The following is a 21,319-nucleotide window of genomic DNA, read 5'->3' as shown; positions in this document are numbered from 1 at the left end:
TCAGGGGGAGAACGTAATGACGCACGCTCCGATCGCTATCACTGGTATCGGCTGTCGTTTCCCGGAGGCCGCCGGGCCGGAAGCGTTCTGGGGTCTGTTGACCAAGGGCGGCGACGCCATCAAGGAGATTCCGGCGAATCGGTTCGACGTTGACGCCTTCTACGACGCGCGCCCTGGTACCCCCGGCAAGATCTACAGCCGATGGGGCGGATTCCTCGATCAGATCGATCAGTTCGATCCGTACTTCTTCGGCATTTCCCCGCGCGAGGCCGCGGGCATGGATCCGCAGCATCGCCTGTTGCTCGAGGTCGCGTGGGAAGCACTCGAGGACGCCGGACAGGTCCCGGAGCAGCTTCTCGGCCAGCAGGTGGGCGTGTTCGCCGGCATGTGCACCAACGATTACCTGAACACCGCCAGCGACCTGTCGCTGATCGATATCTACTTCGCCGCCGGCAACGCGCGAAGCCTCCTGTCCGGTCGGCTGTCGTATGCGCTCGGGTTCGAGGGACCGAGCGTGGTCGTCGACACCGCCTGTTCCACGTCGCTGGTGGCGGTGCACCTGGCTTGTCAGAGCCTGCAGAGCGGCGAATCCGTGCTCGCGCTCGCAGGCGGAGCCAACCTGGTGCTCGACCCCGACCCGAGCATCGGGTTCTCTCAGGCGCAGATGCTGGCACGCGACGGCCGGTGCAAGGCCTTCGACGCGCGGGGCGACGGTTTCGTGCGCAGCGACGGCGTAGGCATCGTCGTGTTGAAGCGCCTCGCCGATGCCTTGGCCGATCATGACCCGATCTATGCCGTGATCCGTGGCAGTGCCGTCAACAACGACGGCCGCAGCGGCGGCCTGCTGATGACGCCGAGCCGCGCCGGGCAGGAAGCCGTGCTGCGCGCGGCCTACAAGAACAGCGGCATCTCTCCGGGACAGGTGCAGTATGTCGAGGCCCACGGCACCGGAACGAGCGTCGGCGATCCGATCGAAGCGATGGCGCTCGGCACCGTGCTCAACACCGATCGGGCGACAGATCAGCCCTGCCGTATCGGCTCGGTGAAGACGAACATCGGTCACGCCGAGGGTGCGGCCGGCATTGCCGGTCTCATCAAGGTGGCGCTGGCGCTCAAGCATCGCGCGATTCCCGCCAGCCTGCACTTCGACCAGCCGAACCCGGCCATCCCCTGGACCGAGCTGCCGCTCACCGTGCAGCGTGAAATGACGCCGTGGCCGGCCGAGGCGACACCGGCAGTGGCCGGCGTGAGCTCGTTCGGTATCTCCGGCACGAACTCGCACATCGTCGTGACCGACTTGTTCGAGTCCACAAACGGTCATCGCCAGAAGGCACCCGCCGCCGACGTCGCGCACATGCTGCCGATCTCCGCGCACAGCGCCGCGGCGCTCGAGGCGATGGCGCGCGCATATCGTGACTTTGCGCGCGACGGCCAGGGCGATCTGGGCGACATCTGCTACACCGCCAGCGTGCGCCGGACGCATCACGATCATCGCCTCTCAGTGCTCGGGCGCTCACTGTCGGAGATCGGTGAGCAGCTGGACGCCCATCTCGCCGGCGAAGCCAGGCGCGGTGTCGCCTCCGGGCGCAAACTGCCGGACACGAAGCGGAAGATCGCGTTCGTATTCCCAGGCCAGGGGTCGCAGTGGCTCGGTATGGCGCGCCGATTGATGGATCAGGAGCCGGTGTTCCGCACGACCATCGAGAGCTGCGCAGAAGCGTTGAGCCGATACGCGGACTGGTCGCTGCTCGATGAGATTCGCGCCGATGCGGCAGCCTCGCGCCTCGAGGAACTCGACGTCGTGCAGCCGGTTCTCTTTGCGGTGCAGGTCGCCCTGGCCGCGCAGTGGCGGGCATGGGGCGTCGAGCCCGACGCGGTCGTGGGACACAGCATGGGCGAGGTCGCGGCTGCTTATGTCGCCGGCATCATCGGCTTAGACGACGCGGCCCGCATCATCTGCCGCCGTAGCCAGATAGTCAGGCGACGTGCGTCCGGGCATGGGCGGATGGCGGCCGTGAGCCTGCCGCTCGAGGCGACCGAGGCGATGCTCACCGGTTATGCCGACCGCGTGGCGGTGGCCGCATGTAATGGGCCGACGACGACCCTGATCTCCGGCGAGGCGGACGCGTTGGTCGAGCTCAGTGCGCTGGCCGAGCGCCGCGACGTTTTCTTTCAGTTCGTCAAGGTCGACTACGCCTCGCACAGTCCTCAGATGGAGCCGCTGCGAGACGAGCTGTTGGAGTCGCTCGGCACTATCGATGCGCGGCCGAGCTCGATCCCGATGATGTCGACGTCGGGCCGGGCCACCTCGATCGACGGACCGGAATGTGACGCTGCCTATTGGGTCGAAAACCTTTGTCGCCCGGTAGCTTTCGCACAGGCGATCGATGGGCTCATCGCCGATGGCTGTGACGTCCTGCTCGAACTGAGCGCGCACCCGACGTTGACAATGTCGATGTCAGAGTGTCTGCGGCAGAGCCAGCGCTCCGGCATCGTGCTGTCATCGATGCGACGCGACGAAGACGACCGCAGCGTATTGCTGGAGGCGTTTGGTGCGTTGTACGCCGCAGGTTTCGGAAACGACTGGGCGCGGCTGTATCCGACGGGCGGACACGTGGTGCCGCTGCCGGCCTACGCCTGGCAGCGCGAACGATTCTGGGTCGAAGACAGCGGTCAAGCGTCGGTGGCACCGCCTGCCCGCAAGGGCGGGCACCCGCTGCTCGCCAGGTACATCAGGTCGGCGGCGGATCAGGGCACACATTTCTGGGAGACCGATCTGAGCGCCCGCGCGTTTCCGTACCTGAGCGATCACCGCGTGCAGGGGGCGACGGTGATGCCGGCCGCGGGCTTCGCTGAAATGGCGTTGGCCGCGGCAACGGAGGTGTTTGGCGCCGGCCGTCACACAGTGCGGCATCTGAAGTTCCAGAGGGCGCTCTTCCTCGCCGACGATCAGCCGAAGACGATTCAGCTCACCCTTTCGCTCGTGACGCCCGGCGAGGCATCGGTGAAGTTCTTCACGGTGCAGCCGGGCGAGGCGCAGGATCCGTCGGCGTCGACGCTGCACGTGACCGGCACGATCGCGATTGCCACGAACGGGAGCATCACCGCACCCGACGGCGACACGGTCGACGAGATTCGCCGGCGCTGTCCGGCGCTCGTCTCGGCGCCGGACTTCTACCGCGAGACCCACGAGCGTGGTCTGGAGTACGGCGCGAGCTTCCAGGGCCTTGCACAGCTCTGGCGGCGCGACGGTGAGGCGATCGGTCAGTTGCGCCTCACGACGGCGGTCGAGAACGAAGCCGGCGCCTACCAGGTCCATCCAGCGTTCCTGGACGCGGCGTTCCAGGCACTGGCCGCCGCGCTGCCGCGAGAGGATGCCGGTCAGTCGGAGGGCAGTGTCTTCCTTCCGGTTGGCCTGGACACCCTGCGCGTGCACGCGCGTCCTGGCACCGATCTATGGAGCCATGCGGTCCTGCGCTCGGGAGTGGACGGGCAGTCGGGCACCATCGAAGGCGACGTCCGCGTGATCGATGCCGAAGGGCATGTGGTCGCCGAGGCGCTCGGGTTCACGCTGCAGCGCGTCGGACACGATGCAGCGGCCATTACGGAGAAGCAACTGGGCGAGTGGATCTACGAGACCCAGTGGCAGCGCAAGGCACGCCGGCCGGCGGTTGACGCGCGGAGCGCGCGGCGATGGCTACTGCTGTCGGATGACGAAGTCGGACCCGCGCTATGCCGGCGTCTCGAGGCCGCAGGCGACGATTGCGTGATCGTTCTCGCCGGCGACTCGTACGAGAGAGTGACGGCGGCACAATACCGAATCAACCCGGCGCGGCCGGAGGACTATCGCCAACTGCTTGCGCAGATTGCCGCCGAGGACGGTGGCGCCTCTTGCGATGGCATCGTCCATCTCTGGGCAGCGGAACGCTGGTCGCCGGAAGACGCGACTCTCGCTATGGTGCAGGGAGCGCGCAGGCGTGGATGTGACTCGGCACTACATCTGGTGCACGCGCTCGCCGACGTGAGTCAGGCGCCGGCGCCGCGGTTGTGGGTCGTCACCGTCGGTACGCAGCCGGTAGGTGATTCACTCGAGCCGCTGTCGATCGCACACGCTCCGCTCTGGGGTCTGGCCGGTGTCATCGGCACCGAGCATCCCGAATTGCGCTGCACGCGCGTGGATCTCGGCGCGCCGGGTGAGGGCGAAGAGATTCAGGCATTGCTGCACGAGATGCTCAGCAGCGATCGGGAAGACCAAGTGGCACTGCGCGGCAGCGAGCGTTGGGTACCGCGTGTCGTGCGCCGGTCGGCGGAGGTCGTGAACGAGAAGCGCCGACTGGTCACCGCCGATGAGCCGTTCCGCCTCGAGATCGCGACGGCGGGCATCCTGGAGAATCTGACGCTGCGCAGCACCACGCGCCTAGCGCCCGACCAGGGGCAGGTCGAGATCCAGGTGCGTGCGGCGGGGCTCAACTTCCGCGACGTCCTCGTCGCGATGGGTGTCATTCCGCCCGTGCTCGGGCAGTCACTCGACCTCGGATGGGAGTGCGCGGGAACCGTGGTCCGAATCGGCCCGGGCGTCGAGCACCTGCGGGTTGGCGACGACGTCGTCGCCCTGGCGCCGTCGTGCCTCGGCTCGTACGTGACCACCGACGCGACGCTGGTCGCGGGCAAGCCGGCGCACATCACCTTCGAAGACGCGGTCACGATCCCGCTGACGTTCATGACCGCGTACTACGCCCTGCATCATCTCGGCAGGTTGTCCAAGGGCGAGCGTGTCTTGATTCACGCCGCGGCCGGCGGCGTTGGCCAGGCGGCGCTGCAGATCGCGCAGCACGTCGGTGCCGAAATCTTCGCCACGGCAGGGACACCGGAGAAGCGGGCGTTCCTGAAACAGCAGGGCGTCGAGCACGTGATGGACTCGCGTTCGCTGGAGTTCGCCGACGAGGTGATGCGAATCACCGGCGGCGAAGGCGTCGACGTGGTCCTCAACTCCCTTGCCGGGGAGTTCATCCCGCGGAGCCTGGCGACGTTGCGGGCCGGTGGACGGTTCCTCGAGATCGGCATGGTCGACATCCTTCAGAACAACCCGCTGGGCCTTCGCGAGTTCCACAAGAGCCTGTCCTTCTCCTCGGTGAACCTGGCCCACATGTTCGTCTCGCGCACGGCGTTCTGCGGCGCGATGCTGACGGAGGTCCTCGACTACTTCCGCGACGGCCGCTTCGCTCCCCTTCCGCGGCAAAGCTTTCCGCTCTCGGAAGCGCAGGATGCCTTCCGATTCATGGCGCAGGCGAAACACATCGGCAAGGTCGTCCTCACACTCGACGAGCCGGAGTTCCTTGTTGCTCCGTCATCGCAGCAGCCGGTGACGTTCCGCGAGGACGGCACGTACCTGCTGACGGGTGGTCTCGGTGGCCTGGGCCTGGTGCTCGCGCAATGGATGGTCGAGCGCGGCGCGCGGAACCTCGTGCTCGTGGGCAGGAGCGGCGCGACGTCGGAGGCGGCGGCCGACGCGCTGGCCGCGATGCAGGCGCGCGGCGCGTCCGTCGTGGTTGCCAAGGCCGACGTCGGCAGCCAAGTCGACGTCGCCCGCGTGATCGGCGACCTCGATCCGGCGATGCCGCCGCTGCGCGGAATCATGCACCTCGCCGCAGTGCTCGATGACGGGATCCTGCTGCAATTGAACGAGGAGCGGTTCCAGACGGTCCTCGGGCCGAAGGCCGACGGCGCGTGGAATCTGCACACCGCGACGCTCGACGCGCCACTCGATTTCTTCGTGATGTTCTCGTCGGTGGCGGCGGTGCTCGCGTCGCCTGGGCAGGGGAACTACGTCGCGGCCAATACGTTCCTCGATGCGCTGGCCCATCACCGACGTGCCCAGGGACGGGCAGGACTCGCGATCAACTGGGGTCTGTGGGCCGAAGTCGGCGTCGCGGCGCAGCCCGAGATCACGAAGCGCTTGATGCAGCAGGGCATTCAGCCGTTCTCGCCATCTCAAGGCATGGACCTGCTCGAGCGAGTGCTGCAGCTCGACTCGCCGCAGGCCATGGCGATTGCGGTCGACTGGAGCCGCCTGCTCGCCGTGATGTCGCCGCCCATCCTCTCGACGCTCGCCAAAGAGGTCACCCACGACTCGGGACCAAAACGGGCGCCACGCTCGAACGACGGTCTCACCGGCGAGAAGCTCGGCGTGGCCTCCGCTGCGCAGCGGCAGCCACTGATCGAGGCGTTCCTGGTCGAGCAGACCGCCCACGTGTTGCGATGCTCGCCGTCGAAAGTCGATGTGCAACAGCCGCTCACCCAGCTGGGGATCGATTCGCTGATGGCGGTTGAGCTGAAGAACCGCGTCGAAGGCGACCTCGGGCTCACCCTGCCGGTGACCGCGCTGCTGCAGGGACCGAGCCTCGCGCACCTCGGTGCCCGGCTGGTGACTCAGCTGCCGGAACCCGTTGCGGCGCCTGCGAGTTCGCCGGCGGACGAGCTCTCCGACGATGCCGTCCAATCGCTCCTCCGCGCCATCGGCATCAACGATGGGGCCGAGGCAAAGCCGTTGCGGCAGAAAGCGAGCAAGGATCTGTTCAACGGCGACCGGCTCGCGGTTAACGTGAGGGCGCTGTCCGATGAAGTCAGGCTCGATCCGACGATCACGCCGGGGGCACAGGCGGCGGAGCTCACCGATCACCCGCGCCAGGTCCTTCTGACGGGCGCCACTGGATTCCTTGGCGCATTCCTCCTGCGCGAGCTCCTGGATCGAACCGCCGCCGACGTGCACTGTCTGGTGCGCGCCGAGAGTGTCGAGGCGGGGCGGGCGCGTCTGCGCCAGACGCTGCAGACCTACTCGCTGTGGCACGACGCACTCGAGGATCGGATCGTGCCGGTGCCGGGCGACCTCGGCGAGCCGGGGCTCGGCCTGTCGGCGGCCACCAGCGCCGATCTTGCGGCGACCATCGACGTCATCTATCACAGTGGCGCGTTCGTGAACTGGATCTTTCCCTACGCGCGGCTCAAGGCGACGAACGTGCTCGGCACCGAAGAGATTCTGCGCCTCGCCACGCGCGTCAGGATCAAGCCGGTGCACTACGTGTCGAGCCTTGGTGTCTTTCCGCTCTTCGATTCGTCCGGCGAGGTAACCGTCATCCGAGAAGACGACACCCTCGACCACGACGGCTCGCTGCACGGTGGCTACCTCCAGAGCAAGTGGGTCGCGGACAAGCTGATGATGGAGGCGCGATCGCGCGGCCTGCCGGTGTGCATCTATCGGCCGGGCCTCATCACCGGGCACAGCGAGACCGGGGCCTGGAATACCGGCGACGTCATGTCACGCATGCTGAAGTCGTGGATCGAGCTGCAGAGCGCGCCACAATTCGCACACGACGAAACTGACATGACACCGGTCGACTACATCAGCAAGGCGATCGTGCATCTCTCGGGCCGCCGCGACGCGATCGGCAAGACATTTCACATCGCCAACCATCGGCGGGTGCGGCTCGGCGCGATAGCCGACTGGATGCACGACTTCGGCTATCAGCTCAGGCAAGTGCCTTATGACTCGTGGGTGTCCGAATTACTCCGCCGCACCACTACGCGCGGAGACGTCGTGTCGTCACTGGTGCCGCTGTTCTCGCTGAGCATGATGGGCGAGGTGTCGAGCAAGCTGAAGTCGTTGCCGCAGTTCGATTGTCGGAACACGCTGGCCGGTCTGGAGGGCACGGCGATCTACTGCTCGCCGATCGACGATCGCGTGCTCGAAAATTACTTCACGCGCTTCATCAGCGATGGCTTCGTGGCGCGGCCTGCGGCGATCGCCACGGTGTGAGCGCCTCTCTGCTTCGTCACCGCAGCGACCAAGCCCCGGGCCTGCCACAACGCGCGCAGCGAGCGACTACCAACCCGCCGGCGCCCCCAAAGGTCCCAAACGGAAAAAGCCGCGGACCAAAGTAGGTCCGCGGCTATTCCGATGCCTTGCGACATCACCTAGTAGCGGGGACAGGATTCGAACCTGCGACCTCTGGGTTATGAGCCCAGCGAGCTACCGAGCTGCTCCACCCCGCGTCGGGTGAACGCAAGGTTACCGACCCGCAGGTCCACCTCCAAATCGCGTGCTCAGCAGGCTGCTAGCGGGTCGACTGATACTTCTTCACCGCGTCGTCGAGGCGTTGTAGGGCCTCACCGAACTCGGCGAAGTCGCCACCTGTCTGAGCCCCTTGCAGCGCGTCCAGCGCGGTGTTGATTTCTTGCAGCGCTGCGGCTTTGGCTCCCGACAACTGCACGGGACCACCCGGGGGCACAGCCGCCGCCGGCACTTGCGCCTCTGATGGGCGCTGCTCGCCCGGCGGTTGCGCGGCCGGTGGCTGCCCATCAGCAGCGGGCGCCGCTTGCGGCTGGCCGTTCACAGGCCCTGTCGGCGCCGGGCCGGTCGCGGTGGCGTCCGCGCCGGCCCCGAACAGCTCGGTGAGCGCGTCGCGCACCGTCGGGCCGTACCCGACCTTGTCGTTGTACATCATCGCCACCCTGATCAAGCGGGGGTACGACGACGCCGCATCGCTGGCACCCGGTGACGCATACACGGGTGCGACGTACAGCAGGCCGCCCTGTGCCACCGGCAGCGTCAGCAGATTGCCCCATCGGATGCGGTTCTGGTTGTCACGACCGATGACACCGAGATCCTGGCTCACCGCGGTGTCGGTACTGATCGCGTTGAACGCCAACTTCGGACCGTTCACCTGGCCGGGAATGGTCAGTACGGTGAGCTTGCCGTAGGTATCGGGGTCCGAACTGGCGCTGATGTAGGCCGCCAGGAAGTCTCGGCGGAACCGGTTCATCGCACTGGTCAGCTGAAAGGACGCCGAATTATCGTTGGCCGCAAGGTTTTTGGCGACGATGTAGTAGGGCGGCTGATAGCTGCTCGCAGTGGGGTTCGGATCCAGCGGCACATCCCAGAAGTCCGACGTCGAGAAGAACGTCACGGGATCGTCGACGTGGTACTTGGCCAGCAGCGCGCGCTGAACCTTGAACAGATCCTCGGGGTAGCGCAGGTGCTGCTGCAGCTCAGGGGTGATCTCGCTCTTGGGCTTCACGGTGTCCGGGAACACCTTCATCCACGCCTGCAGCACCGGGTCGGCCTCGTCCTGTGCATACAGCGTCACCGTGCCGTCGTACGCGTCGACGGTCGCCTTCACCGAGTTGCGGATGTAGGACACCTGCTTGTCGATCTGCAGCCGGTTGACCGCCACCTCGCTGGAGTCCGCTGTGGCGCTCGACAGTGTCGTCAACTGCGAGTACGGGTAGTTGTCGAGCGTGGTGTAGCCGTCCACGATCCACACCATCTTCTTGTTCACGATGGCGGGATACACGGTGGTGTCGGTGGTCAGCCACGGCGCGGCCGCTTCCACGCGCTCGGCCGGGTCGCGGTTGAACAGAATCTTGCTGTTCTCGCCGATCACATTGGAGAACAGGAAGTTCCGTTCGGCGAACTTCGCGGCGAACACCGAGCGAGCCAGCCAGCTGCCGACAGACACCCCACCGGAGCCTCCGTACGTGTAGTTCTTGGTCTCGGTGTTGGTCTCGTAATCGTATTCGCGGTCGGCGTCGGCGTTCTTGCCGACGATCGCGTAGTCCGCCGCTGTGTTGGAGATCACCGGGCCGTAATAGATCCGCGGCTGATCCAGCGGGGCAGGGCCGGGCGAAACGACGCTGCCGTTCGCGCCGACGACGCTGGCCAGGAACTCCGGGTAACCGCCGTTCTGGTTGGGGTCGTTGGCGACTCCGCGGACGGTATTGGCCGGCGAGGCGATGAAGCCGTTGCCGTGTGTGTAGACGGTGTGCCGGTTGATCCAGTCGCGCTGGTTGTCGATCAGACGGTCAGGGTTGAGCTCGCGGGCGGCGACGACGAAGTCACGCAGATTTCCGTCTCGTGCCGTGTACCGGTCCATCGCGAGGTGGTCCGGGAAGTAGTAGAAGTTCTTGCCCTGCTGAAACTGGGTGAACGCCGGGCTGACGATCGTGGGGTCGAGCAACCGGATGTTCGACGTCGTCGCCCGGTCAGACGCCACCTGCTGGGCCGTCGTTTGCGCATCCCCGCTGTAGTCGCGGTACGTGACGGTCTCGTCGGTCAGCCCATAGGCCTGTCTGGTGGCCGCAATACTTCGACTGATGTATTCGCTTTCCTTCTGCGCCGCGTTCGGCTTGACGCTGAACTGCTCGACCACCAACGGCCAGCCGGCACCGATCACCAACGACGACAGCAGCAGCAGGACCACGCCGATGGCGGGGATCCGCAAGTCGCGCAACACGATCGCGGAGAACACGGCCGCCGCGCAGATGACGGCAATGGCCATCAGGATCAGCTTCGCGGGCAGTACCGCATTGATGTCGGTGTAACCAGCGCCGGTGAACGGCTTACCGCCTCGGGTGTGGCTCAACAGCTCGTATCGGTCCAGCCAGTACGCGACCGCCTTGAGCAGCATGAGGACGCCGACCAACGTGATCAGCTGGATACGCGCGGCCCGGCTCAGTGCTCCGCTGCGACCCGACAACCGAATACCGCCGAACAGGTAGTGGCCCAGCAGGTTCGCGATGAACGCAAGGAATGTGGCGACGAACAGGAAACTCAGCACCAGCCGGTAGAACGGCAGATCGAAGGCATAGAAGCCCAGGTCCATGCCGAACTGCGGGTCGTTGATCCCGAAGCTGCCGCCGTGCAGGAACAGCTGGATGCGGGTCCAATAGCTCTGCGCCACGATTCCGGCGAGGACGCCGATGAACAGCGGAACACCGATGCCGACCAGCCGCAGCCGCGTCATCACCGCGGTGCGATAACGCGCGACCGGGTCGTTGGGGCCTGCGGTCGGGACGAACACCGGGCGCGTGCGGTAGGCCAGCGCCAGCCCGGCGAACACGATCGCTCCGATCAGCACCGCGGCGATCAGGAACACCACCAGACGGGTGAAGAGCTGGGTGGTGAACACGGAGCGGTATCCGAGCTCTCCGAACCACAGCCAGTCGACATACGTGTCGATCAGGCGTGGTCCGATCAACAGGACCAAGACGAATATCGCGGCAATCGCGATGAGAATTCGGCTACGTCTTGTCAGCTTCGGCATTCTTGCCGCTGGCCGCATACCCACTCGTCAACTCCAGTTTCTAACCGTTTCCACACGTCGGCACCGACGTGCCCCAACTCTACGCATGTCAACTGCACCGATAGCTCAGCATGCGGGGCGTTCGCCACCGGCTGAGAGCGTCTTGAGGGCCGCCACGGCCCCATCGAGGTTCTCAACCCTGACCAGTTCGAGTCCGTCGTCCTGGGCCGTCTTGGCTTCCTCGCAGTTGTCGGCGGGGACCAGGAAGATGGTGGCACCGGCGTCCCTGGCCGCCAGCATCTTGTGGGTGATGCCGCCGATCGGGCCGACCTTGCCGTCGCCGGTAATCGTTCCGGTACCTGCGACGAACTTGCCGTCGTTCAGATCGCCGGTGGTGAGTTTGTCGACGACCGCGAGGCTGAACATCAACCCGGCTGACGGGCCGCCGATGTTGGCAAGGTTGAAGTCCACGGTGAACGGCGCCCACGGCGCGTCGAGCACGCCGATGCCCAGGAAACCCTGATCGCGGTCGGGGTGCTTACCCATCGTGATGGTGGCGGTGCCGAGGTCCCCGTTCTTGCGGCGGTAGTCCAGCACCACCGTGTCGCCGGGCTTGGTGTCCTTGATCAGGGCCTGGAACTCGTCGAGGGACGAGACCGGCTTTCCGTTGACGTAGTCGATCGCGTCGCCGTCGCGCAGCTTGCCCGCCGACGGGCCGTCGTCGTTGACCGACTCCACCGTCACGGCCATGGGGTATTTGAGGTAGAGCAGCGCGGCGTATTCGGCGCTGTCCTCGGACTGGCGGAAGTCGGTGTTGTTGGCCTCGTCCACCTCATCCTTCGACTTGTCCGGCGGGTAGACCAGATCTCGCGGCACCAGCTGTTCGCGGCCCGACATCCACAACGCCAGCGCCTGCCCGAGCGTCAGTTCGTCCCGCTGCGACACGGTGGTCATATTCAGGTGCCCCGACGTGGGGTGGACCTCGATGCCCTCGATGTCGACGACCTCCTTGCCGTCGACCTCGCCGAGCGTGTCGAACGTCGGCCCCGGCCCCAGCGACACGAACGGAACCGTCACCACCGACAGCACAACTCCGAACGCAATGATCGGGACGAGCGCGACGAGCAACGTCAAAATGCGCCTGTTCACGCCGCCCAATGTAGAGGTTGGCTCCGAAATAGAGAGACTTCGCTCTCGGCGTGACCTGCCCTCTCACACCGCAGGGCATCGGTGAGTACCGTTGGGGGCATGGCTGACCTGCCTTTCGGCTTCTCCCACGGGGATGACCCCGAGCGAGACAAACACAAGAAGGACCCCGATTCGGGGTCCGGCGACTCTGGCGGTCCCACCCCTGACGATCCGTTCGGAATCGGTACGGGCGGGTCCGAGTTCGACATGTCGCAGCTGGGTCAGATCTTCAGCCGCCTCGGGGAGATGTTCAGCGGCGCTGGAAACGTGACGGCCGACGGCTCGAAGTCGGGACCGGTGAACTACGACCTGGCACGTCAGCTGGCATCGAACTCTATCGGTTTCGTCGCGCCCGTTCCAGAGAAGACCAGCGCGGCGATCGCCGATGCCGTCCGGCTGGCCGAGACCTGGCTCGACGGCGTGACGGCACTGCCCGCGGGCACCACCAAATCAGTGGCATGGACACCGACCGACTGGGTCGACAACACGCTCGAGACGTGGAAACGGCTGTGCGATCCAGTGGCCGAGCAGATCTCCACCGTGTGGGCGTCGTCGCTGCCCGAAGAGGCCAAATCCATGGCCGGGCCGCTGCTGTCGATGATGACGCAGATGGGTGGCATGGCCTTCGGCTCGCAGTTGGGTCAGGCGCTGGGCACCCTGTCGAAAGAAGTGCTGACGTCCACCGATATCGGGCTGCCCTTGGGGCCCAAAGGTGTTGCGGCGCTGATGCCTGCGGCCATTGAGTCACTCACCGAAGGACTCGAGCAGCCGCGAAGCGAGATCATCACATTCCTGGCGGCGCGCGAGGCCGCACACCACCGCCTGTTCAGTCACGTGCCGTGGCTGTCCAGCCAACTGCTCAACGCCGTCGAGGCATTCGCCAAGGGCATGAAGATCGATATGAGCGGCCTCGAGGAGCTCGCGCAGGGGTTCAACCCCGCGGCACTGACCGACCCGTCTCAGATGGAACAACTGCTGAACCAGGGCATCTTCGAGCCGAAAGCGACGCCCGAGCAGACGGCCGCGCTCGAGCGGCTCGAGACCATGCTGGCGCTGATCGAGGGATGGGTTCAGACCGTCGTCACCGACGCGCTTGGCGATCGGATCCCCGGCACGTCGGCGTTGGCGGAGACCCTGCGCAGGCGCCGCGCCACCGGCGGACCCGCCGAGCAGACCTTCGCCACCCTGGTGGGTCTGGAGCTGCGGCCACGCAAGATGCGGGAGGCCGCGGCGCTGTGGGAGCGGTTGACCGAGGCCGTCGGCGCCGACGCCCGCGACGGGGTGTGGCAGCATCCTGACCTGCTGCCCAGCGCGGAGGACCTCGATGAACCGGCCGGTTTCATCGACCGCATGATCGGCGGCGACACCAGCGGTATCGACCAGGCGATCGCGGATCTCGAAAAAGACCCCGGGACAGGGGATTCCGAGCGCTGAACCAGCGGCCTGTGGATAACTCGACGGGTTCTGACGGATAACGTGTCAAACTCCTCGCATGGGGCGCTACGTCCTCGATCCGGCGAGACCGGTGTTGTTGCGCCCCGACGGCGTTGTCCAGGTGGGCTGGGACCCGCGACGGGCGGTACTGGTCCGTCCTCCTTCGGGATTGACGCCCAGGGCGCTCGCCGACTTGCTGCGACGCCTTCAATCCGGCGCCACCGTGTCCGAACTCCAGATGCTTGCCGGCGAGATCGCCGCGGACGCCATGGCCGACCTGGTGTCATCGCTGATCGACGCCGGTGTGGTGACGAACACGGCGCGACGGCGTACCCGTGCGGCGTCCATCCGGATCCATGGGCGCGGGCCGCTGTCGGATCTTCTCGCTTCAGCGTTGCGCTGCTCGGGGTCTCACCTCACGCGTAGCAGCCGCACGCATGCCGGCGCGCCGGCCGACCTGGCGGTATTGACAGATTTCCTGGTGTCCGACCCTCGGGTCGTGCGCGACCTGCACGCCGCCGGGGTGCCGCACCTTGCGGTTCGGGTGCGTGACGGTGTGGGCCTCGTCGGACCACTGGTCCTTCCCGGGGTGACCAGCTGTCTCGGGTGCGCCGATCTGCATCGCAGCGACCGGGATGCCGCCTGGCCTGCGGTCGCGGCGCAGCTGCGCGACACCGTCGGCAACGCTGACCGCGCGACGGTGCTGGCCACCGCGGCGCTGGCGCTCAATCAGATCGACCGCGTCATATGCGCCGTCCGCAGAGGCCATGACGTCCTCCACACGTCCGAGCCGCCGCCCACGCTGAACACCACGCTGGAGTTCGACGTCAACGTCGGCTCCATTGCGGCACGACGCTGGTCGAGGCACCCCCGCTGCACCTGCTGACAACGTTTGTAGGCAAGTCGCTGCGGGGTGTTCCGCGATGTCGTGGATGATGGTCGTGTGAGTGAGATCAAGCGGGGTGGGGCGGCACGGAACGCCAAGCTGGCGGGCCTCGGTGCCGGTATGGCGGGCCGGGCTGCGCTTGGCTTCGGCAAACGGCTGACCGGTACGTCGAAAGACGAGGTCAACGCCGAGCTGATGGACAAGGCGGCTCAGCAACTGTTCACCGTTCTCGGTGAGCTCAAGGGTGGCGCCATGAAGGTCGGCCAGGCGCTGTCGGTCATGGAGGCCGCCATCCCCGAGCAGTACGGCAAGCCGTACCGCGAAGCGCTGACCAAGCTGCAGCGAGAGGCCCCGCCGCTGCCCGCCCCCAAGGTGCACCGAGTGCTCGACGGGCAACTGGGCACCAAGTGGCGCGAACGGTTCAGGTCCTTCGACGACATCGCAGTGGCGTCGGCCAGCATCGGCCAGGTGCACAAGGCAGTGTGGTCCGACGGTCGCGACGTTGCGGTCAAGATCCAATACCCCGGCGCCGACGAGGCGCTGCGCGCCGACCTCAAAACCATGCAGCGGATGGTCAGCGTGCTGCGCCAACTGTCCCCCGGCGCGGATGTGCAGGGCGTGGTCGACGAGCTGATCGAACGCACCGAAATGGAACTCGACTACCGGCTCGAGGCCGACAATCAGCGCGCGTTCGCCAAAGCCTATGAGGGACATCCACGCTTCGTCGTCCCGCACATCGTGGCCAGCGCGCCGAAGGTGGTGATTCAGGAATGGATCGAAGGCATCCCGATGTCGGTCATCATCCGCGAGGGCACGCAGGAGCAACGTGACCTGATGGGCACCCGTCTGTTCGAGCTCACGTACGACGCGCCCAAGCGTCTGGAGATGATGCACGGCGACGCGCATCCCGGGAACTTCATGCTGCTGCCAGACGACAAGATGGGCGTCATCGACTTCGGCGCGGTCGCGCCGATGCCCGGTGGTATCCCCATCGACATCGGGCTCGCGACCCGCTACGCGCTGCAAGACGACTACGAGAATCTGCAGGCGGCCATGCGGCGCATCGGGTTCATCCAGAAGGGCGAGCAGGTCTCGAACCGGGAGATGGACGAGATGATGAAGCAGTACGTGGAGCCGCTCGAGGTCGAGGTATTCCACTACACGCGAAAGTGGCTGCAGCGCATCACCGCCGCGAACATGAGACCGGACCGCGCAGCAGGTCAGATCAAGGCGGCGCGACAGATGGACATTCCGGCCAAGCTGGCGATCCCAATGCGGGTGATCGCGTCCAACGTCGCCATCTCCTGCCAGCTCGATGCGCACATTCCGGCCAGAGCGCTTGCCACGGAATTGATTCCGGGCTTCGCCGAACAAGCCGCCTGATCCGCCGGGAAACCCGGCAGCGCTTACGCAGCTGCCGGGCTGCCCTCGGCGTTCTTGCGTGGCCGTCCACGCGGACGCTTGCGTGCGATGACGGTGCCACGGTCAAGAATCTCGCCGCCCCACACGCCCCACGGTTCCCCGCGCTCAAGCGCGGCGGCCAGGCACTCGCGACGGATCGGGCAATCCGCGCACAACGCCTTGGCGCGTTCGAGTTCGACGGGAGTCTCGGCGAACCACATATCGGGGTCCTCCAGGTGACAAGGCACCGCCAGCCTCGTCTTCTCTCGGCATGTCTCCGATAGGGCACTCTTCGCGCGAGCGCTCATCGCGTTTGACATGACTCGTACCTCTTCTTCCTGGTCGAAGGTTGTCGCATCGTTCTTCTCGATGGATCTGTGACCTGGGAATCGGAGGGCTCCCAATGACTCCCAATAAAAATGGCCACGGATCCGGTAACTGCGGGTCCGTGGCCTTTTGGGCGAAATCGTGGCTTACCTAGGTGGTGCCCCGATTCACGGACGTTCCAGTCGCGGTGGCGGTGCGGCGCTTGCGCTGCGGGGAAATAGCAGCTGCAACTCCCGCGGCGGCGTGCGCCTTGGCGGGATGCGCCGCCGCAGCGGCAGCCGGGACATGGGGGGTCCACGAACCGCCGGCAATGCGTACGCCGTCAAACGCATTCATGCTCAACATGTTCTCGGAACCCTCCTTCCGCACGACAAAGCACACGGCTGGTGTGTGCGATCTTGAGGCTAAGCGTAACAGGCGAAATCGACAACTGATTTTCTGACCTGCAGGTTTGGCATGATTTTTACGAGGTTTGGCGGTGTCCGATGTCGCCTGCCGGGCGGCCCCGGCCTTTGACCAACGCGATGATGTCGGCGCCGAATTGCTCGAGCTTGCGTGCGCCGATACCGGGAATCGCGACGAGTGCGGCGTCGTCGCCCGGCAACGTCTCTGCGATTGCGATCAGGGTGTTGTCGGTGAACACCACGTACGCGGGCACGCTCATCTCCTTGCTGGTGCGCAGGCGCCAGTCCTTGAGTTCGGTGAGCAGGTTCTCGTCGATATCGGATGGGCACCCTTCGCAGCGACGCAACACGATCGCCGCAGGGGCGGTCAGCGCGGCGTTGCACACGCGACAGCGCGGCGTGGCGCCCTTGGGGCGGCGGGGCCGGCTGGGGCTGTTGTCGCCGGACGCCTGCGGCGCCACGCCGTTGAGAAACCGCGACGGCTTCCGGCTCTGCCGCCCACCCGGGGCCCGGGCCAGCGCCCAGCTGAGCGCCAGATGCATTCTTGCCCTTGTGATTCCGACGTAAAGCAGGCGGCGTTCCTCTTCGACGGGCTCGCTGTCCGGACCGTGCGTGAGGGCGTGGGAGATCGGCAGCGTGCCGTCGGCGAGACCGACCAGGAACACCGCATCCCATTCCAGTCCCTTGGCGGCATGCAGAGAGGCGAGCGTGACCCCCTGGACGACGGGTGGGTGCCGCGCGTCGGCGCGCTGACGAAGCTCGGCGAGTAGGGCAGGCAGGTCAAGCGACGGGCGCTGCGCCACTTCCTCTTCGACGAGTTCGGCGAGTGCGGTCAGCGCCTCCCACCGTTCGCGCGCCTTGGTACCCGCGGGCGGCTCGGCGGTCAGGCCCAGAGGCTCCAGCACAGCGCGCACGATCTCCGGAAGTGGTCCCTCGATCTCGCGCTCGGCCGCGCGCTGCAACGCCACCAGCGATTGGCGGACCTCCTGGCGGCTGAAGAACCCCTCGCCGCCACGGACCTGGAAGGGGATGCCCGCCTCGGTGAGCGCCTCCTCGTAGACCTCGGACTGTGCATTGATGCGGTACAGCACCGCGATTTCCGAGGCTGCGGTGCCCGCCGCGATCAGCCGCTTGATGTTCTTGGCGACGGCGGCGGCCTCGGCGACCTCGTCACGGTGTTCGGTGAAGGTGGGCGTGGGACCGGGATCACGCTGGCCGACCAGGTGCAACCTGCTGCCTGCCATCCGGCCGCGGGCCGCGGCGATGACGCGGTTGGCCAGCGACACCACCTGCGGGGTGGACCGGTAGTCGCGCTCCAGGCGGACGACTGCGGCATCCGGGAACCGTCGCGAGAAGTCCAGAAGGTACTGCGGCGTCGCGCCGGTGAACGAATAGATGGTCTGGTTGGCGTCGCCGACGACGGTGAGATCGTCGCGGTCACCGAGCCATGCGTCGAGCACGCGCTGCTGCAGCGGTGTGACGTCCTGGTATTCGTCGACCACGAAGCAGCGGTACCGGTCGCGGAACTCCTGGGCGACGGCCGCATCGTTCTCGATGGCGGCAGCGGTGTGCAACAGCAGATCATCGAAGTCCAGCAGTGTCGTCCCGTCACGGCGGGCCTTGAGCGCCTCGTATCCCGTGTAGACGGCCGCGACCTTGGCCGCGTCGAACGGGATGTCACGGCTAGCCGCGGCAACGGCGGCGGGATAGGCCTCCGGACTGATCAAAGATCCCTTGGCCCATTCGATTTCACCCGCGAGGTCACGTACGTCGTCGGTGCTGGCTTGCAGACCGGCTCGGTTGGCGGACTGTGCGACGACCGCGAACTTGGTGTCGAGAAGTTCCCATCCGGTGTTGCCGACGACCCGCGGCCAGAAGTAGGCCAACTGGCGGCGAGCCGCGGCGTGAAACGTCATCGCCTGCACTGTCGCGGTGCCCATCCCCCCAGAAGCAGCGTCGAGGGCGCGCAGCCGGGCGCGCATCTCACCGGCGGCCCGAGAAGTGAACGTCACCGCGAGCACCTGCCCCGGTGCGACGTGCCCGGACGACACGAGGTGCGCGATACGGCGGGTGATGGTGCGCGTCTTACCGGTGCCCGCACCGGCCAGCACGCACACCGGACCGCGCGCGGCGAGGACGGCCTCACGCTGCTCGTCGTCGAGATCATCGATGATGCTCGAGCACGTGACCTCTGTCGGCATGCGGACCATCTTGTCAGTGCGGGCCGACAAAACCGGGGCACGCCGCGGGCATGTTCGGGTCATCAACTACGTTGACTGCCTTATGAGTGCTGAGTTGACCATGTACACCACCTCGTGGTGCGGCTATTGCGCGCGCCTGAAGAAGGTCCTGAAGGCCGAGGGCATCGCGTTCGCCGAGGTCGACATCGAGGCCGATCCCGCCGCGGCGCAGTTCGTGGCCTCGGCCAACGGTGGCAATCAGACGGTGCCGACGCTGAAGTTTCCCGACGGCAGCACGCTGACCAATCCCAGTGGAGCCGACGTCAAGAAAAAGCTCGGCCGCTAGTCCGGGAAGCGGCTGAGCGAGTAGAAGAACGTGTAGAGCCCGTCGGAGAGAGTGTCAGACACCGGTAGCGGCAGGACCCGGTCGACGTCGTCGGGCTCGCCCGCCGCCAGCGGGTCGATGACCTCCGCCAGCCATCCGGACGCGGCGGCGTCCTCCTCGATGTAGGACACCAGGATGCTCGATGCGAACGGGAGGCGTCGCTGGCCCGGCAGCACCGCGGCCAGCCGGCTGCGTAGCTCATTGGGTAGCACCGTCCAGCGCTCGCCGGTGTCAGCTGAACCCCACGCGCCGGTGAACAGCGTTGCGCCGTCGACACCGATGTCGAGCTCGATCTCGTCGTCGCCGATGGAGTCCGGTCCGGACTCGTCGTTGACGAAGAACCCGGTCGCCTTGTCCAGTGCGAGATAGGTCAGCGGCGAATTCCAGAAGCACGTGAAGCCCGCCGCGTCGTAAGAGCCTCGTTTCATAGCGAACAACCGCACTTCATCGCCCGCGGCGTTGGCGACGAGGTCAAAGGACGACTGCGCGCCCTCCACAAAACCCAATTTGGTCAGCGCGGTGTCGGTGAGTGTCACCGACACGGTTTCACCCGTGCCGTTCCTGAACGTGAATGTCTCATCGTGCGGGGTCCCCGCGAAGGTCGTCGGGAACTTCGCCTTGAACCAGCAGACGTCGTCCGTTCCGAGTGGTTGTCCCGGTGGGAAGCTCGACCGCACCTCGACGTGGGGTGTCAACCAGATCGCGCGCTCCGGTGCATCCCCGAGATGCTCGAACACCGCCACCGTCGCGGGTCCCGGGTCAACAGCGTCCAACTGCAGTGCGATGAAGAACGGCCGCCGGGTGGCGAAGGTGCTGCCTTCGGGATCGAGGGGCACTTCGGCCACCCCTTCCTGAGCTCCGGGCGGAGTGTTGGTCACCAACAGCGTGTCCTTCATCGAGATGGGACTGCTCAAGTCGGTTTCCAGGAAAAGCCGCACCCGCACGTTGGGCGGCGCGTAGACGGTGAAGGTGCCGGGTCGGTCGACGTAAATCCATTGAAACGCATCGATGTCGCGGAAGTTGACCTTGATCAGCCGCATCGTCGTCGGCTCACCCGCACCCGACACATACGGGTCGATGGTTTTCATTTCGATCGCCTGGGCCGGGCAGCAGTTCGGTGACCACCGCTCGATGACCGCCTCGAGGGCGAAATGGTCGCTCTGATCGCGCAGCCGCGTGAACATGTGGTGTGGCACCGCGCCCGTCGACGGCACGCCAGCTTGGGTGAAGCAGTGATAGTCCAGCCGTTGCTGCTTACCGTTCGAAATGTCGATGTTGGTGAATCCCGGATCCACCTCGTCGTCGCTCACCGGCGGATGCATGTACGAGCGCCAGCCGTCATAGAACGTCTTCTGGAACGGCGAACCCGAGCTCTTGAACGTCTTCGCCCATTCATTGGTCGTGGCACCCGCATCGCCCCGGACGTTGAGATCTCCGACCAGGATGACGTTGCGCCATTCGTCGTCATCAGATCCCAGCACCTGCGACAGCGCGGAGTGAATCGCGCCGAATTGTTTTGCGCGGATGTCGCGGTACTGACCCTCACTCGTGTACGACGCCTGTAGATGCGTGAACGCAATGGTGGTGGTCTCGTCAGGGCGCGGAACCTGCACAATGCCAACGCCTTTGGCGGCTTTCGCATCAGTATCGGCGCTGTCGCTGTAGAAGTGTTCGTAGAGCTTTCCGCCGGTGGGCAACGTCTGAAACGGCAACTTGCTGACCAGCATCAGCCCGGAGTCCTCATCGAGGATTCCGCCGTCATCCATCTTCACGACCATGTTCCCCCAGGCAGCCAGCATGTTCTGCAGCTTGTCGCGACCGTCCTCGCTGAACACCTCGTTGAAGGCGATGACGTCCGGCTGTTCGGCCGGTGGCAGGTCGAGGATGGCGTTGGCGACCCGTTCGGCGCGTTCCTCCGCGTCGTCGCTCGTACCACCCGTGAGCGCCGCTACCAGCGGGAGCATCTGCACGTTGAACGTCATGAGTCGCAAAGCGGACATGCCCTTCTCCCTTGTTCGAGGAATCGGGATCGTCGT

11 protein-coding genes and 1 tRNA gene are annotated in these 21,319 nt (G+C 66.0%); 5 read left to right on the top strand and 7 right to left on the bottom strand.

The window, feature by feature from the left end; genetic code table 11:
• Window positions 1-16: 16 nt before the first annotated feature.
• Window positions 17-7,813, top strand: coding sequence for a type I polyketide synthase (locus tag CSQ99_RS10220; RefSeq protein ID WP_099038924.1), 7,797 nt, complete (start codon window positions 17-19; stop codon window positions 7,811-7,813).
• Window positions 7,814-7,975: 162 nt separating this feature from the next.
• Here the strand turns inward: CSQ99_RS10220 and CSQ99_RS10215 are convergent.
• From CSQ99_RS10215 to CSQ99_RS10205, 3 genes are all read right to left on the bottom strand, one after another.
• A tRNA-Met gene (locus CSQ99_RS10215) sits at window positions 7,976-8,049 on the bottom strand.
• Between the two features lie 62 nt (window positions 8,050-8,111).
• Entirely contained in the window at window positions 8,112-11,123 is a 3,012-nt protein-coding gene (locus tag CSQ99_RS10210; RefSeq protein ID WP_099038923.1) for a UPF0182 family protein, read from the bottom strand.
• Between the two features lie 81 nt (window positions 11,124-11,204).
• The gene (locus CSQ99_RS10205; RefSeq protein ID WP_176560958.1) at window positions 11,205-12,227 is read right to left on the bottom strand and encodes a YlbL family protein; all 1,023 of its coding nucleotides are present in this window, start codon (window positions 12,225-12,227) and stop codon (window positions 11,205-11,207) included.
• Window positions 12,228-12,308: 81 nt separating this feature from the next.
• On the opposite strand from CSQ99_RS10205, the gene CSQ99_RS10200 reads away from it, so the two are divergent.
• Genes CSQ99_RS10200 through CSQ99_RS10190 form a run of 3 tightly spaced genes read left to right on the top strand, consistent with a single transcriptional unit; the run spans window position 12,309 to window position 15,969 of the window.
• Window positions 12,309-13,700 carry a zinc-dependent metalloprotease gene (locus tag CSQ99_RS10200; protein WP_176560957.1) on the top strand — a complete coding sequence of 464 codons (1,392 nt, stop codon included), beginning with the start codon at window positions 12,309-12,311 and terminating at the stop codon, window positions 13,698-13,700.
• Between the two features lie 58 nt (window positions 13,701-13,758).
• Window positions 13,759-14,586, top strand: a complete 828-nt coding sequence (locus CSQ99_RS10195) for a cyclodehydratase (protein WP_099038920.1) — start codon at window positions 13,759-13,761, stop codon at window positions 14,584-14,586.
• Window positions 14,587-14,628: 42 nt separating this feature from the next.
• On the top strand, window positions 14,629-15,969 hold the full coding sequence (locus tag CSQ99_RS10190; protein ID WP_027331710.1) for a macrolide-binding ATPase MABP-1: 1,341 nt from the start codon (window positions 14,629-14,631) through the stop codon (window positions 15,967-15,969).
• A 23-nt stretch (window positions 15,970-15,992) separates the two neighbouring features.
• Here CSQ99_RS10190 and CSQ99_RS10185 read toward each other — a convergent pair whose 3' ends face one another.
• From CSQ99_RS10185 to CSQ99_RS10180, 3 genes are all read right to left on the bottom strand, one after another.
• The gene (locus CSQ99_RS10185) at window positions 15,993-16,307 is read right to left on the bottom strand and encodes a WhiB family transcriptional regulator (protein ID WP_176560956.1); all 315 of its coding nucleotides are present in this window, start codon (window positions 16,305-16,307) and stop codon (window positions 15,993-15,995) included.
• A gap of 157 nt (window positions 16,308-16,464) precedes the next feature.
• Window positions 16,465-16,650 carry a hypothetical protein gene (locus CSQ99_RS30685; protein ID WP_141562656.1) on the bottom strand — a complete coding sequence of 62 codons (186 nt, stop codon included), beginning with the start codon at window positions 16,648-16,650 and terminating at the stop codon, window positions 16,465-16,467.
• 127 nt (window positions 16,651-16,777) lie between these two features.
• Entirely contained in the window at window positions 16,778-18,919 is a 2,142-nt protein-coding gene (locus tag CSQ99_RS10180) for an ATP-dependent DNA helicase UvrD2 (RefSeq protein WP_176560955.1), read from the bottom strand.
• 82 nt (window positions 18,920-19,001) lie between these two features.
• Here CSQ99_RS10180 and CSQ99_RS10175 point away from each other — a divergent pair, with 82 nt between their 5' ends.
• Window positions 19,002-19,244, top strand: coding sequence for a mycoredoxin (locus CSQ99_RS10175; RefSeq protein ID WP_027331712.1), 243 nt, complete (start codon window positions 19,002-19,004; stop codon window positions 19,242-19,244).
• Here the strand turns inward: CSQ99_RS10175 and CSQ99_RS10170 are convergent.
• The gene (locus tag CSQ99_RS10170) at window positions 19,241-21,283 is read right to left on the bottom strand and encodes an endonuclease/exonuclease/phosphatase family protein (protein ID WP_099038917.1); all 2,043 of its coding nucleotides are present in this window, start codon (window positions 21,281-21,283) and stop codon (window positions 19,241-19,243) included. The two genes, CSQ99_RS10175 and CSQ99_RS10170, sit on opposite strands and share 4 nt — an antisense overlap.
• Between the last annotated feature and the right edge of the window lie 36 nt (window positions 21,284-21,319).

This window comes from Mycobacterium neglectum (assembly GCF_002591975.1).
Lineage (GTDB): Bacteria > Actinomycetota > Actinomycetes > Mycobacteriales > Mycobacteriaceae > Mycobacterium > Mycobacterium neglectum.
The sequence above is the reverse complement of the archived record's forward strand: the minus strand, read 5'-3'. Positions and strand labels throughout refer to the sequence as shown.

Bases quoted from the DNA above. Each gene is read 5' to 3' on its own strand.
- CSQ99_RS10175 (WP_027331712.1), top strand. From the start codon at position 19,002: ATGAGTGCTGAGTTGACCATGTACACCACCTCGTGGTGCGGCTATTGC.
- CSQ99_RS10195 (WP_099038920.1), top strand. From the start codon at position 13,759: ATGGGGCGCTACGTCCTCGATCCGGCGAGACCGGTGTTGTTGCGCCCC.
- CSQ99_RS10180 (WP_176560955.1), bottom strand. From the start codon at position 18,919: ATGCCGACAGAGGTCACGTGCTCGAGCATCATCGATGATCTCGACGAC.
- CSQ99_RS10185 (WP_176560956.1), bottom strand. From the start codon at position 16,307: ATGTCAAACGCGATGAGCGCTCGCGCGAAGAGTGCCCTATCGGAGACA.
- CSQ99_RS10170 (WP_099038917.1), bottom strand. From the start codon at position 21,283: ATGTCCGCTTTGCGACTCATGACGTTCAACGTGCAGATGCTCCCGCTG.
- CSQ99_RS30685 (WP_141562656.1), bottom strand. From the start codon at position 16,650: ATGAATGCGTTTGACGGCGTACGCATTGCCGGCGGTTCGTGGACCCCC.
- CSQ99_RS10220 (WP_099038924.1), top strand. From the start codon at position 17: ATGACGCACGCTCCGATCGCTATCACTGGTATCGGCTGTCGTTTCCCG.